Here is a 14,858-nt window from a genome sequence, read left to right on the forward strand (position 1 = left end):
AGGCCCGCTCAGGCGGCGGGCACGGGCAGCTTCTGCACCACGGTGTCGGCCGCATCGAGCGGCTGGCCGTCGCGGGTGCGCAATTCGATCGGCGCCACCGGCTTTCCGCTGCCGCGCTCCAGCAGCACCGAATGCGGCTCGCCCGGCGCGAACAGGTTCGCTTCGCCCCAGTGCCGCAAGCCGACCACCACGGGGAACAGGCCGCGGCCCTTGGCCGTCAGCGCGTACTCCTGGTAGAGCGAGCCGTCCGAGGCGGGCACGAGGTCGAACACGCCTTCCTGCACCAGCCACTTCAGGCGGTCGGCCAGGATGTTCTTCGCCACGCCCAGGCTCTGCTGGAACTCGCCGAAGCGCCGCATGCCGTCGAAGGCGTCGCGCACGATCAGCAGCGACCACTGGTCGCCGACGATCTCGAGGGCGCGCGCCATCGGGCAGGCGTCGAACCTCAGACTTTTTCTCCTGGCCATCGTGTGTTTGTCCTGTGCGTCCTCGGGGATGGTGGGATTAGACCGTAGCGCTGGATCGGTTGCAAATTAAAACCAATGACGCTAGCATCCATCTGGTTTTAATTTGAAACCTTAAATGACCATGACCGTCCCAGCAAACATTCCTTCCGGCGGCGACGCCGTGCCCGGCCTGCGCGCCAGCCCCGTGCGCGTGGCCGTCGTGCAGTTCGATCCACAGGTCGGCGTCGAGAACCTCGCGCGCAACGCCGCTGCCGTGCGCCAGCAGCTCGAAGCGGCCGTGGCCGGCGGCGCGCAGCTCATCGTGCTGCCCGAGCTGGCGACCACCGGCTACTGCTTCAGCGGCCGCGACGAAGCCTTCGCCCACGCCGAGCCCGTGCCGCACGGCCCGACCGTGCAGGGCTGGGTCGCGTTCGCGGCGCAGCACGGCGTGTACCTCGTCGGCTGCCTGGCCGAGCAGGACGGCATGCAGCTGTTCGACACCGCCGTGCTCGTCGGCCCCGAGGGCTACATCGGCCGCTACCGCAAGACCCACCTGTGGAACCACGAGAAGCTGTGGTTCACGCCCGGCAACGAGGGCTACCGGGTGTTCGAGACGAAGATCGGCCGCATCGGCCTGCTGGTGTGCTGGGACATCTGGTTTCCCGAGGCGCCGCGCATCGTGGCGCAGCAGGGCGCCGACATCCTCTGCGTGCCCACGGGCTGGGTCTGGACGCCGCCGCCGCTGTACGACGCCAGCGGCGTCTGCATGCCGGCCTATCTGACGATGGCGGCCGCGCACACCAACAACGTCTTCATCGCCACCGCCGACCGCGTGGGCCAGGAGCGCGGCACGGGCTTCATGGGCAACTCGCTGATCGCGGGCACGAACGGCTGGCCGATGGGGCGCATCGCGGGGCCCGAGGAAGAAACCATCCTGTACGCCGACGTCGACCTGGGCGCCGCGCGTTCGGCGCCGATCTGGACGCCGCTCAACGACTTGCACCGCGACCGGCGAACCGATCTGTACGACGCGATGCTGGGGTACCGGGGGGCGCAGGCACTGCCGCGCTGAGGCGGGCGAAACGGACAATCATCCACGGGCCGAGCAACGCCCCGAGCCCGACCGAGCTCCACGCCGCGACCCACGCATACGTGCTGCCGAAACCGAACTGCGCCTGCCCCCAGTCGAGCGCGAGCCCGAACACCCAGGGGCTGAGCGCGCCCGCGCCGAAGCCCATCACCGAGCGCACCGAGAAGGCCACGCCGAGCCGGTGCGGCGCCACCACGTCGGCCAGCGCGGTCGAGTAGACCGACGAATCGGCGATGGCGAGCAGGTTGTACAGCGCCGCCATCGCGGCCAGCGCCCACAGCGGCCAGGTCCACATCCAGCCGAAGGTGAACGACAGGCTCAGGCTCGCGACGGTGGCGATCATCATCACGCGCGCGCGGCCCAGCCGGTCGGACGCGGCGCCGCCCACCACGCTGCCGAACACGCTCACGAGGTGCGCGAACGCCGCCAGCGCGATGCCCGCGGCTGGCCACGTGGTCGCGCCGCCGCGCGACGAAGCCATGAGGTAGGCGGGCAGCCAGGCCCACAGTGCCATCAGCTCCCAGCAGTGGAAGGCGTAGGCCCAGTTGCCGGCCATCGCGGGCCGGTCGCGCACGGTCGCGTTCAGGGCCTGCAGCACGCCTTCGCGCGGGGCACCGGCGACCCGTGGCACGGGCGGCGCCATGCGCCGCAGCGCGAGCACGGCCAGCAGCACGCCCATCACCGTGCAGCCCGCCGCCACCAGCAGCCCGGTGCGCCAGTGCGCGACCACGCTGAAGCCCGCCACCACCGCGAGCGACAGCGCATAGCCCATCGACGCCGCGCCGAGGAACAGCCCCATCGCGCGCCCGCGCACCGCGGGCCCGGTATTGAGCGACAGCAGCTGCAGCCCCGGCGTGTACGAGGCGCCCGCGCACAGGCCCGCCAGGCCGTACAGCAGCAGCGCCGAGCGGTGGTCGTGGGCGAAGAGGGCAAAGGCCAGCGAGGCGGCCGCGCCGATCACGCCGCCGACCGCGAAGATGCGGTGCGGGCCAAAGCGGTCGGCCAGCAGGCCCACGGCGAACAGCGAGCTCATGTAGCCCACGTGCCAGGCGCTCTGGATGGAGCCAGCCTGCGCGGCCGTCATCTGCCAGTCGTCCCGCATGAACGGCAGCACGCCCGAGTAGGCGGTGACGATCATTCCCTGCAGCAGCCGGCTCGCGCACAGCAGCGCGAGCCATCCGCGCTGCGGCGCCGCTGGGGTGGGGTCAGCGCAGTGCACGCTGCATCAGCACGGTGTCGACCCACTGGCCGAACTTGAAGCCGACGTTGCGCAGCACGCCGACCGTCTCGAAGCCCAGGCGCGCATGCAGCCGCTGCGAGCCAGCGTTGCCGCTGTGGCCGATGCACGCGACCATCTGCATGAAGCCGGCCTCGGTGCAGCGGTGGATCACCGCCTGCAGCAGCGCCGTGCCGATGCCGTGGCCGTGCATGTCGGGTGCGACGTAGATCGAGTCTTCCACCGTGTGCCGGTAGGCCGAGCGCGCGCGGTAGGGGCCGGCGTAGGCATAGCCGGCCACCTCGCCATCTTTCAACGCCACGAGGTAGGGCAGGCCGCGTTCCTGCACGTCGATGCGGCGTGCCTGCATCTGCGCGACGCTGGGCACTTCTTCTTCGAACGAGCACAGGTCGTGCTGCACGTAGTGGCTGTAGATGGCCTGCACGCGGGCCATGTGGTGGGGCTCGGCATCGGCGATGTCGAGCGCGGTGAAAGCAAGGGTGGGGGAGGACATGGCCCGATCTTGACGAGGCGAGAGCTATAAGTAAAGATGGGTCCACCTATGCAGCGCATAAGAAATACTTTGGAAAAAAACCTCAACCTCGACCAGCTCGCCACCTTCGGCCTGGTGATCGAAACCGGCAGCTTCTCCGCCGCGGCCGATCGGCTCGGCCTGTCGCAGCCGGCCGTGAGCCTGCAGGTGCGCCAGCTCGAACGACGGCTCGCCGTGCGGCTCATCGAGCGCGTCGGCAAGCGTGCGCGGGCCACGCCGGCCGGTGCGGAGTTGCTGCGCCATGTGCCGCAGATCGAGGCGGCGGTCGAGAACGCGATCGACGCGCTGGCCGACCACGCGCGCGGCGTCACGGGCCGCGTGCGGCTGGGCACGGGCGCGACGGCCTGCCTGTACTTTCTGCCCGCGGTGCTGCGCCAACTGCGTGAAGAGTTCCCCGCGCTCAGCGTGGTGGTGAGCACCGGCAACACCGACGAGCACGTGCGCAAGGTGGAAGACAACAGCATCGATCTCGCGCTGGTCACGCTGCCTGCGGCGGGGCGTTCGCTCAGCGTGATGCCGGTGTGCGACGACGCGTTCGTCGCCATCGGCCGCGCCGACCTCGCGCCGCTCAAGGCCCGCGTGACGCCGGCCGACCTCGCGACATTGCCGCTGGTGCTGTTCGAGCCCGCGGCCAACACGCGCAAGCTGGTCGATCGCTGGTTTGCGGCCGAGGGCCTGCAGCCGCAGCCCGTGATGGAGCTGGGCAGCGTCGAGGCGATGAAGGAGATGGTGGCCGCGGGGCTGGGCTACGGCCTCGTGCCCGGCATGTCGATGGCGGGGCGCGGTGCCCACCCGGCGCTGAAGGTCAGTCGCCTCGCCCCGCGCATGCACCGCACGCTGGCGGTGGTGGTGCGCCGCGACAAGCCGCTCAACAAGGCGCTGCGCACGGTGCTCGAGGCGATCGTGGCGGCCGGCAAGAAGCCCGGCCGCCGCTAGAACTGCTTACTCCGGAATGGCCGCCAGCGGCGCCGCGCCGCCGCGTGCGCGGCCCAGCGTGCCGACGATGAGCGCGGCGATCAGCACCAGCACGCCGCTAAGCACCATCGTGGGCGAGATGCCGCGGCTGTCGACCATGAGGCCGCCGATCAGCGCGCCCGAGGCAATCGCCACCTGGAAGCCCGTCACCAGCAGGGCCTGGCCGGCTTCCTGCGCGTCGGGCACGGCTTCCATCATCCAGCCGGTGAGCGCCACCGGAATGAGGCCGAAGGCCACGCCCCAGATCACCACCACCACCGCGCCGGCCACCATGCCGGTGCCGATCAGCGTCGACAGCAGCAAGGCCGTCGCGAGCATCAGCGCCGCCAGCAGGGTGGTGCCGCGCACGCTGCGCGCCACCAGGCTGCCGCCGAGGAAGGTGCCGATGAAGCCCACCGCGCCGTAGACCAGCAGCAGCGTCGAGACCTCGTTGGCCTGCAGGCCGAACACCTGCTGCAGCAGCGGCTTCAGGTAGGTGTAGGCCGCGAAGTGGCCGGCGATGAAGAACAGCACCGCGAGCAGGCCGACCTGCGCCATGCGGCGCGTGAGCGGCGTGAGCAGGTCGCGCGCACCGATGGCGCGTTGCGGCGGAATCGCGGGCAGCAGCCACAGCTGCACCAGCAGCACGGCCGCGGCCAGCGCGCCGGTCACGGCGAACGAGGCGCGCCAGCCGAACATCGTGCCCAGCCACGAGCCCGCGGGCACACCGAGCACCGTGGCGGCAGACACGCCGGCCAGCACCAGCGACATGGCGCGCGGCTTCGAGGCATCGGGCACCAGCTGCGTGGCGGCGGCGGGGGCGAAGGTCCAGAAGCCGCCGACGGCCAGGCCGAGCATCAGGCGCGCGACCACCATCGTCGTGAAGTTGGGCGCGAACGCGGCCAGCAGGTTCGAGGCGATCAGCAAGAGCGTGAGTGCGATCAGCACCGTGCGGCGGTCGAGCCGGCCCGAAGCGACGATCAGCGCCGGCCCCGCAAAGGCGGCGAGCACGCCGGGCATGGTGATCATCAGACCGGCCGTGCCGTCGGACACGTTCAGGCCGCGCGCGATGTCGGTGAGCAGGCCGATGGGCATGAACTCGGTCGAGACCATCGCGAAGGTGCCGACGGCGATGGAGCCGACCGCGAGCCAGGCGGAGCGGGTGGGGGCGGCCACGGCTTCGCGCGCGGGCGCCGCCAGGTCGTCGATGCAGGGGTTGCTGCCGGAAGAATTCATCATGGAGATGCTGTCCTTGAACGCATCGGCGATGAAGGCGCCAATGCCGGTGTGGGGGCATTGGAGTGTGCGAGCGGGCCGCCTTGCGACCAAGGGGCGGTGGAGCAGTAGACAGTTTCCCTGCGGCGAACAATCGATCCCTTTGCTGCCTGAAGCCGCCCGGGGATGCGGCAATGGCGCCTTTCGCCATCACCGTCTTTTTGAGTGGCCGAGATTAAGTGTGGGCGTGGCGCAACTGCAGCGCCTGTCCATCGGCCACGAACGATTCGTCGACCAGCACGCGGAAGGCGGTGCCCTGCACGAACTTCGGTTGCGCGACGGCCGGCGAGAGGAACTCGATGTCGAGCGCCACCGGCGTGCCGCGCGCGAGCGATGTGCCCTGCGGCACGCGCCAGCGCGCCGAGAAGCCTTCGGTGCCGAGCACCAGCGCGCCCCGGTATTCGCCGGGGCCCAGCGGCACGTCCTGCGCGGGCACCGACGGCCGGCGGAAGGTCAGTTCCGCCTTCAGGTGCGGCGTGAATTCGGGCAGCGTGTCGAAGCCCTCGGGCGGGGCCTGCTTGGCCGCGCGGCGCGGCAGCTTGCCGATGAGCCAGGCGATCACGTTGCCGATGATCGGCACCCACAGCACCATCAGCAGCGTGCCGATGTCGCGCGTGGTGGAGCCGGGTGTGGCGTAGTGCCGCACGATGGCGCCGCCCACGGCCACGCACAGCAGGATCATGACGATGAGTCGTCGGCGGAACTGGATTTTGGTCATGAATGCGCGGGGTGAAAGCGGGTCCGGACCATAACCTACGCCGTCATCTGCCCGTCACCCGCCCTTTCACCTGCCGCTTCAGCGACCCGCAGCACCGCATCCGCCGGCAGCGCCTGCCAGTCGATCCATTCGCCCACCGTCACATGGTGCGTGGGCGCGGCGGCGCCTTCGAGGGTGCCCCACTGCAGCATGAGCCGGCGCTGGCCGAGCCGCAGCGCGAGCTCGAAGCCCGGCCAGTGCGCGGGCACGTGCGGCGTCATCGAAAGCTGCCGGCCCTTCACGCTCAGGCCCAGCAAGGTCTCGACGGCCGCGCGGTGCAGCCACGCGGCCGAGCCGGTGTACCAGCTCCAGCCGCCGCGGCCCACATACGGCGCGGCGCCGTAGACGTCGCCCGCCATCACGTAGGGCTCGAGTTCGTAGACCGGGCCACGCTCGGGGTGCTGCGAACGGTGGGCCGGGCTCAGGCCCTCGAAGCTCTGCCAGGCCGCTTCATGGTCGCCTTGCAGCGCCTGTGCCATCAGCGCCCACACGGCGCCGTGCGAATACTGGCCGCCGTTCTCGCGCACGCCACGCGGGTAGGCCTGGATGTAGCCCGGGTTGTGGGTCGACTGGGCAAACGGCGGCACCAGCAGCCGCAGCAGGCCCGCCGGCTCGTCGTGCAGCTGCGACCGGATGGCGGCCATGGCCGGGCCGGTGTGGGCCGCGTCCGAGGCGCCCGAGAGCACCGACCAGGCCTGTGCGATCAGGTCGATGCGGCACTCGTCGTTGGTCGATGAGCCCAGCGGCGCGCCGTTGTCGAAGAAGGCGCGGCGGAACCAGGCGCCGTCCCAGCCGGCGTCGTGCAGTGCGGCGATCCAGCCGGTGCGTGCCGCGGTCCAGCGCGCGGCGCGTTCGTGTTCGCCGCGTGCCTCTGCGATGGGCGCAAAGCGCTCGACCACGCTGCACAGGAACCACGCAAGCCACACCGATTCGCCGCGGCCTTCGTGGCCGACACGGTTCATGCCGTCGTTCCAGTCGCCGGTGCCCATGAGCGGCAGGCCGTGCACGCCGGTGGTCAGGCTGCGGTCGATGGCGCGCGCGCCGTGGTCGAACACGGTGGCCATGCGGCCGCTGTGCTGCGGCGCGTAGTAGGCGTCTTCGGCGCCCTCGGGAATGCCGGGGCCTTCGATGAAGCCGACCATCTCGTCGAGCAGCGAGGCATCGCCGGTCACCTCGACGTAGTGCGCCGACGCGTACGGCAGCCACAGCAGGTCGTCGGAGAAATGCGTGCGCACGCCGGCGCCGCCGGGCATGTGCCACCAGTGCTGCACGTCGCCTTCGGGGAACTGGCGCGCCGCGTTCACGAGGATCTGCTCGCGCAGGCGCGGCGGGTCGGTGAGCGCAAAGGCCATCGCGTCCTGCAACTGGTCGCGAAAGCCGAAGGCGCCGCCGGCCTGGTAGAAGCCGGCCTTCGACCAGAGCCGGCAGGCCAGCGTCTGGTACACGAGCCAGCGGTTGACCAGCGCATCGAACAGCGGGTCGGGCGTGCGCACCTGCAGGCGGCCCAGCAGGTCGTCCCAGAAGCCGCGCGCCTGCGCCAGTGCCTCGGGCACGTCGCGCTGCCGCCAGCGGCGTGCGAGTTCGAGTGCGGCGTCGGCCGTGCCCGCATGGCCGAGCACGAAAGTGAAGCTCGCGGTTTCGCCGGATGCGACGACGAATTCGCCGCCGATGGCTGCGCAGGCGTCGAGCCCGCTGCCGGCGCGCCGCGCCAGCGTGTCGGGCACTTCGACGATGCCGCGGCCGGCGAAGAATTCGCTGCGGTCGCAGGTCCATTGCGTGGCGCCGGTCGTCGCGCCCTGCAGGCCCGCGAGCAGCAAAAAGGCCGCGCTGCCGCCGAAGCCCGTGCTCGATTCGCGCTGCTGGCCGAACACGGCCGGCTGGTCTTCGGGCTTCCAGCAATGCACGGTGCGGCGTTCGCCGCGCGCGGCGCCCAGTTGCCACTCGACCATGGCGAGCGCGCGCAGGCGGCGCTGGCCGGCGCCTTCGTTGCGCACGCGCACATGGACCAGCTTGACGGCTTCGTCGCGGTCCGCGAAGAAGGTGGTTTCGAGCACGAGGTCGCCTTGGCGGACCTCGAAGACCGAGTAGCCCTGGCCGTGCCGCACGAGGTGGCGGTTAGCGCCGCCGCCACCGGCAGGCGTGAGCGGCAGCATCTCGCGCGTCGCCACGTCCTGCAGCAGGTAGTGCTCGAAGGCCGGGTCTTGCACGGGGTCGTTCGACCACGGCGTGACCTGGTGCATGCGGCTGTTGCCGGCCCAGGTGTAGCCGGTGCCCCACTCGGACACCTGGAAGCCGAAGGCCGCGTTGGCGATCACGTTGATCCAGGGGCGCGGCGTGCGGCGGTCGGGGCCGACTTCGAAGCGGAACTCGCCGCTCTCGGCATCGAAGTCGCCGGTGGCGGTCGTGGACGTCGACGAGGCGGCCTGCCGCGTCAACAGCGGCGTGCGGTGCTGCACCGGTGCGCTGCTGTCGTCGGCAATCGTCGGGCTGCGCGCCTCGTGCAACGCCGCCACCTGCACTTCGAGCGCACGGCCGTCGGCCGTGAACACCACGCGCGCCAGGCTGGAGAGCGCGGCCTTTTCCGAAGGCACCACGTCCTGGTCGCGCAACAGGTAGAAGCCGGCCGTGTCGTTGCGCGGAAAGCTGTTCTGCGTCTGCTGCGCGACGCGCGAGCGCAGCGTTTCGATTTCGCGCTGCAGCGGCATCAGGTACGAGTTCGGTTCGCTGTTGAGTACCACGAGGTCGCAGGCCACGCCGCCGAAGCCCCACCACGGCTGCGCGCGCAGCAGCGTGTTGATGAGGCCCATGCCGTTCATCGAGTGGATGGTGACCAGCACGATGGGCTTGTCGCCCGAGATGCCGAAGCGCCAGATCTGGCGCAGGTCGATCAGCCCGCGGTCGCTCATCACGCGCGGCGTGGTGTAGGTGAGGATGGTCGTCAGGTCCTGCAGCGCGAGGTTCTGCGCGGGCGCAATGCTCAGGTCGCGCAGCCGCACCTGCGCCAGCGTGGCGGCCATGCGCGTGGCGCGCTCCACATGCATCGGCTGCAGGTAGCGGTCGATGCTGGGCATCAGCGCCTCGATGCTCTCGTCGGCGGCGGTGGCAAAGCTCAGGCGTGCGGTGGTGCCCGGCGCAATCGACAGGCGCACGCGCAGGCAGGCGATGGGGTCCAGGCCGTTCACCTGCTTGCCCTGGGCCGTGAGCGGTTGCGCATCGAGCGCGGGGTCGGCCAGCGTGCGGTTGCGGCCGATGAAGGCGCGCCGGTCGGTCATGCAGTCGATCGACAGCACGTTGGCATCGACCGAGGCCAGGAAGTGCACCGCGGCCACCACCGCGTCGCCATGCAGGCGCGGCTTGCGCGACAGCAGCAGCGCGCGCCACGTGGGCTCCCAGCGCGATTCGACGAACAGGTTGGCAAAGGCCGGATGCGCCTCGTCGGCCTTGGGGTTCGACAGCACCGGCTCGAAGTACGAGACGAGCTCGAGCGTGCGCGTTTCGTCGCCCGAGTTGTGCAGCGTGATGTTGCGCAGCTCGGTGTCGTCCTCGGGGCTGATGAGCACCGTGGTGCGCACCTGCAGGCCGGGGCCGGCCGCGTCGAACTGCACCTGGTCGGCGAGGAAGCGCGTGCGGTAGAGCCAGTCGGCGCCGGGCGCGGGCAGGGCGGTGAGCGAGGTGAGATCGCTTTGCCCTCCGTCTTTCTCGATATCGCGCACGTAGAAGAAAGTGCCGTAGCTGTCGCGCAGCGGATCGTCGCGCCAGCGCGTTACGTTGAACGCGCGCCAGCGGCTCACGCCCGCGCCATTGGCGCGCAGTGCCACCGTGTAGCGGCCGTTCGACAGCAGGTGCGTGGGCTGGAAGCCCGGCCCCATCGGATCGACCACGCGCGGCTGGAACAGCGGCGCCAGCTCGGCCTGGCTGGGCTCGGGCGGCGTGCGCGGGTCGGCGCTGCCGATGATCTGGCGCGGCGTGCGCTCGTGCAGCAGCGCCTCGTGCGCCTGCACCAGCGCGGCACTGCCGAACCAGCGGCGCGGCGCGTCGGCGCACAGCAGGTTGCACAGCGCGACCAGCGACATGCCCTGGTGGTGCGCCATGAAGTTGCGCACCACGGTGAAGTCCTGGCCCTGGGCCTGGCGCGAGGTGGTGAAGTCCACCGCATCGAGAAAGCCGAACTCGCCGCGTGCGCCGAGCGCTTCGAGCCGCTGCAGGTTGAGCACCGCCGCTTCGGGCGCGAAGGGCGCGGCCATCAGCGTGGCGTAGGGCGCCACCACGCGGTCGGTCGGCGGCGTGCGCCGCAGCGCCAGGCGCGGCACGCCGAAGGGCGAGTACTGGTAGGCCAGTGAATGGTCTTGCGCGAAGTAGGCCGACTCGGACACGCCCCACGGCATGTTCTGCGCGCGGCCGAAGGCCTGCTGCTCGGCAATGGCCGCGGCGTTGGCCACCTGCAGCAGGCCGTCGGTGGGCTCGGTCATCACGAGCGCCGGCATCAGGTACTCGAACATCGAGCCCGACCACGACTTCAGGCTGGGCTGGAAACCCACCAGCAGGAACGGCCGGCCCAGCGCCATCCAGTGGCGGCGCGGTACATCCCCCTTTGCGATGGCCAGGAAGCTCAGCAGCCGCGACTCGGAGGCCAGCAGGTCGTAGTAGCTGGCGTCGAGCACGTTCTCTTCGACGCGCAGGCCAATGTGGAACAGGTGGCGCTTGGCGTCGTAGAGGCCGCTGAAATCCATGCCGTCGTGCAGCGCGTCGCAGCGCTGCGCCAGGGCTTCCAGCGCGGGGGCTTCGTGGGGTTGGCAGCTTGCGTCCGCCGCGAAGGCGCGGCAGGCCTGCGCGACGGTCACGAGGTGGCCCGCGAAGTTGCCGCTGTCGACGCTCGACACATAGTCGGGCGGCAGCGGCTTGAGCGTCTGCGTGTCGTACCAGTTGAACAGGTGGCCGTTGTGTTTCTGCATGCGGTCGACGGTGTCGAGCGTGGCCGTGAGGCGCGCCAGCAGGGCGGCTGTGTCGATCCAGCGGAATTCGCGCGCGCAACAGGCGGCCAGCAGGTACATGCCGATGTTGGTCGGCGAGGTGCGGTGCGCGAGGGTCGGTTGCGGTTCGAGCTGCAGGTTGTCGGGCGGCAGGTGGTTGTCGTCCGGGCCCACCACGTGCTCGAAGAAGCGCCAGGTGTCGTGCGCCAGCGTGTCGAGGTAGCTGCGCTGCGTGGGTTCGAGCGGGTCTTCGGCTTGTGCGTCGACACGGCTGCCCCACCAGGCGGCGATGGGCGCCAGCGCCCAGAGCACGAAGAGCAGCGGGCCGATCACCGGGTAGGCGCTCCAGTTCGCGAGGAGGGCCAGCACCAGGCACACGGCGCTGCTGAGGGCTGCGCTGCGCACGAAGGGCTTCAGCCGCTGGCTCGATTGCGCCTGCGCCTGGTCGGCCGTCGTCCATTGCAGCAGGTGCCTGCGGCTCACGAGCAGCCGCCAGGTGGCGAGGAAGGCCGCGTCGAGCAGCAGCCGCGTCTGCGCCGCCAGTTGCACGAACTGCCAGGCCGCGCCGGCCATCGCGCGCAGCAACTCGACCGCGCCCACGTCGAAGAAGTGGCGCAGCTCGATCGCGCGCCGTGTCGGCACCAGGCCGGCCAGCGCGCCCAGCAGCGGGCCCAGCGTGAGCGCCGCGCCGACGGCGGCCAGCGCCCAGCCCAGCGGCATGGCCTGCGTGAAGATCACCAGCACCAGCAGCGCGAAAGACGCCGGCACGACCAGCGAGCGGCGCAGGTTGTCGCTCATCTTCCACAGGCCCAGCGCGTCGATGCCGAAGCGGCGCGCGCGCCACATCAGCGGCAGCAGCTGCCAGTCGCCGCGCACCCAGCGGTGCACGCGAGAGGCGGCCACACCGGCGTGGTGCGGATGGTCTTCGACCAGCACCACGTCGCTGACCATCGCGCAGCGCGCGACGCTGCCTTCGAGCAGGTCGTGGCTCAGCACGGCGCTGTCGGGCAGGCGGTCGTTCAGCGTGGCGTGCACCGCGCGCACGTTGAGCAAGCCCTTGCCGGTGAAGGAACCGCTGCCGAACACGTCCTGGTAGATGTCGGAGGCGCCGCTGCCGTACGGGTCGAGCCCGCACTGGCCGGCGAACACCCAGTGGAAGAAGGAGCGCTCGCTGCGCATCGGGAACGGCGTGACGATGCGCGGCTGAAGAATGCCGAAGCCTGCGACCACGCGCCGGCCTGGCAGGTCGATCTCGGGCGCGTTCAGCGGATGCGCGGCAATGGACACGAGGTCGCGCAGCGCGCCGGGCGGCAGGCCCGTGTCGCTGTCGAGCGTCAGCACATAGGGCGTGCGGCCGGGCGCGAGCTGCTGGCCTGGCGCGAGCGGAACAAAGCCGCTGGCGTCGCCGCTGGCCAGCAGGCGCATGAGCATTTCGAGCTTGCCGCGCTTGCGTTCCCAACCCATCCAGCGCTGCTCGGTTTCGCTCCAGCTGCGCGGGCGGTGCAGCAGCAGGAAGCGCGGTGAGGTGCCTTCCGCCGGCGGGTACTTGGCGTTGAGCGCGGCGATGCGTTGCTGGGCGTCGTCGAGCAAGGGTGCGTCGTCGGGCATCGACGCTTGCGAGGCATCGGCCCAGTCGGTCAGCAGCGCGAACTGCGCGTGCGCCTCGCGGTTGGCGAGCCAGTGCAGTTCGAGCCGGTGCGCGAGCTTGGCGTTGTTCGCGGTCGAACCCAGCATCGTGGGCATGACGACGAGCGCGCGGTGCCGCTCGGGAATGCCGTTCGCAAAATCGAGACGTGGCAATGCCTGCACACGCACCGACTCCGCCATGACGCGTTGCGCCAGCGAAATCAGCGCTTCAGACAGCGGCCATGCGAGCAGCAGCAACGCCGCGACGGTGGTCCAGTCGCCGCGATGCGGCAGGCCGTGCACCACGGCCGCCAGCAGCAGCGCAGTGCCGAGTGCGACAGAACCCACGTAGACGGGCAAGCGCCAGCCGCGATGGCTGCGCGCGGGCCGCGCGTTTGCTGCGCGTGAGGAACGGCCCGCCGGTGCGTTCGCCTGCAGCGAAGCGATCAGCGCGGGCCGGCCCTGGTCGAAGAGGTAATAGCCGGCGGTGCCGTCGGCGCGGTCGGTTTCGGCGCCGGCTTCGTCGGCCGGCGCGCTGGAGGCCAGCGTGACCACGGCCTGCGCCACTTCGCGCTCGGTCCGTTCGGTGTTGCGCGCCACCTGTTCCATCGCATGTGTGATCTGCTGGCGCGTGAGTTCGCTCTCGTTCGCATAGCTCGGCAGTTCGCGCAGCACGCGCAGCGAGCGGCTCACCGGTTCGATGAGGTCGCTCCACTCGACCTGGCCGATCATGCGCAAGGTCGTGATGATGTTGCCGACCGTGAGGTTGGCCGCGGCCTGTGCGTTCTGCGCGTCGTCGATCAGCGCCGGGCCGTTGGGGCAGTGCTGCTCGGTCCAGCGCACCAGCGCGGGCATATCGTCGCCGTGCTCGACGGGCAGGCGCTGCCACAGCTGCGTGAGGTAGTTGTCCTGCAGGCCATGGCTTTGCAGCGCGCGGTAGAGCACGTCGAGGTCTTGCACCGACAGATGCGGCGCTGCGTCCCAGGCGGCATGCGCGATCTCGCGCGCGACCTTGTTCTCGGCAATGCGCTCGGCCACGCGGCGCAGGTTTTCGAGCAGCACCACGCGCAGGGTGGTGGGCAGCGCCCACAGCTCGCCGAGCATGAGCTCGTCGATGTCCTGGTAGGCGTTGAGGAAGGCGGTGAACAGCGTCTTGTTGAGCACGCTGTCGGTGTGCGCCACATAGGCCCACGCAATGCCATACACGCGCGGCAGCCCCGCCAGCGGCGGCGTGACGAGCTTGGGCAGGCGCGCGTAATAACTGCGCGGCACGCCGTCATGGATCTGCTGGAGCTGCGCCTCGACGAGGTGGAAGTTGTCGAGCAGCCACTCGGCCGCCGGCGACACGTAGCGCCCGCTGCGCGAGATCAGCGCGATGTAGTCGAAGGCCGCGCGCAGCGATTCGAGGTTTTCGTCGACCCGCGGAAAGAAGGGCGCGCCTTCGCGCGCGCGGAGGTGTTCGTCTTCCACCACCTGGGCACGGGCCAGGCTGTGGCCGTGCTGTTCAAAACGTTGGGCACCGAAGAGTTCGGCGCGAATCGGGAGTGCGACCGGGTCGTGCGGACCGAGCAGGAGGGACCGGGCGTAGTGACTGAGCCCTTGAAGGCGGTCGACGACGGCAGCGGCGCTCAAGTGACGGCGAACAGGCCGATGCCCAGCACCACGGCCACGCAGGCCATCGTGACGATGCGGCCCGCAGCGAGCGCGCGCACACGTTGCATGTGGCTTCGCAGCGAGAACCATCGCCCATGGGCACGTGCACAGTGGTGCATGTGTGAAGCCAGTGCTTCGAAATCGCTGCCGACGAAATCGATCTGCGAATGGGAAAGGGACTGCGGGACGGACATTGCAACGGGCTCCTGTGAAACGACTTCGAGCTGCCGCGCGATTGCGAGAACTGGGAACGTGTCCCGACCGTACCCTTTTAAATGACCTTACAGGTACCTCATTGCCGGCGGCCCTCGTAAGAAA

General features: G+C 70.3%; 9 protein-coding genes. 2 read left to right on the forward strand and 7 right to left on the reverse strand.

The genetic code is table 11. The annotated features are described in order from the left end of the window. Positions 1–8 precede the first annotated feature (8 nt). The gene (locus tag CY658_RS27860) at positions 9–467 is read right to left on the reverse strand and encodes a winged helix-turn-helix transcriptional regulator (RefSeq protein ID WP_101493270.1); all 459 of its coding nucleotides are present in this window, start codon (positions 465–467) and stop codon (positions 9–11) included. Positions 468–588: 121 nt separating this feature from the next. On the opposite strand from CY658_RS27860, the gene CY658_RS27865 reads away from it, so the two are divergent. After that, complete coding sequence (locus tag CY658_RS27865) at positions 589–1,518, forward strand: nitrilase family protein (RefSeq protein WP_101493341.1); 930 nt, start codon at positions 589–591, stop codon at positions 1,516–1,518. Here the strand turns inward: CY658_RS27865 and CY658_RS27870 are convergent. Both CY658_RS27870 and CY658_RS27875 read right to left on the reverse strand, forming a co-directional pair. Continuing rightward, positions 1,436–2,755, reverse strand: coding sequence for an MFS transporter (locus tag CY658_RS27870; protein ID WP_101493271.1), 1,320 nt, complete (start codon positions 2,753–2,755; stop codon positions 1,436–1,438). The two genes, CY658_RS27865 and CY658_RS27870, sit on opposite strands and share 83 nt — an antisense overlap. After that, positions 2,742–3,266, reverse strand: coding sequence for a GNAT family N-acetyltransferase (locus CY658_RS27875; RefSeq protein ID WP_101493272.1), 525 nt, complete (start codon positions 3,264–3,266; stop codon positions 2,742–2,744). The genes CY658_RS27870 and CY658_RS27875 overlap by 14 nt, the downstream gene beginning before the upstream one ends. Before the next feature lie 48 nt (positions 3,267–3,314). Between CY658_RS27875 and CY658_RS27880 the strand changes: the two genes are divergently transcribed. After that, positions 3,315–4,241, forward strand: a complete 927-nt coding sequence (locus CY658_RS27880; protein ID WP_101493273.1) for a LysR family transcriptional regulator — start codon at positions 3,315–3,317, stop codon at positions 4,239–4,241. A gap of 6 nt (positions 4,242–4,247) precedes the next feature. Here the strand turns inward: CY658_RS27880 and CY658_RS27885 are convergent, their stop codons facing one another. The 4 genes from CY658_RS27885 to CY658_RS27900 all read right to left on the reverse strand — a co-directional run bounded on the left by CY658_RS27885 (position 4,248) and on the right by CY658_RS27900 (position 14,734). Then, the gene (locus CY658_RS27885) at positions 4,248–5,498 is read right to left on the reverse strand and encodes an MFS transporter (RefSeq protein ID WP_101493274.1); all 1,251 of its coding nucleotides are present in this window, start codon (positions 5,496–5,498) and stop codon (positions 4,248–4,250) included. A gap of 211 nt (positions 5,499–5,709) precedes the next feature. Next, a complete protein-coding gene (locus CY658_RS27890) occupies positions 5,710–6,252 on the reverse strand; it encodes a hypothetical protein (RefSeq protein ID WP_101493275.1) in 543 nt (180 codons plus the stop codon). Positions 6,253–6,287: 35 nt separating this feature from the next. Continuing rightward, complete coding sequence (locus CY658_RS27895) at positions 6,288–14,519, reverse strand: GH36-type glycosyl hydrolase domain-containing protein (RefSeq protein WP_101493276.1); 8,232 nt, start codon at positions 14,517–14,519, stop codon at positions 6,288–6,290. After that, complete coding sequence (locus CY658_RS27900; RefSeq protein ID WP_062474298.1) at positions 14,516–14,734, reverse strand: hypothetical protein; 219 nt, start codon at positions 14,732–14,734, stop codon at positions 14,516–14,518. Before CY658_RS27900 ends, CY658_RS27895 begins: the two co-directional genes overlap by 4 nt. Positions 14,735–14,858 lie beyond the last annotated feature (124 nt).

The sequence above is a fragment of the Variovorax sp. RO1 genome, assembly GCF_002849325.1.
Taxonomy (GTDB): Bacteria; Pseudomonadota; Gammaproteobacteria; order Burkholderiales; family Burkholderiaceae_C; genus Variovorax.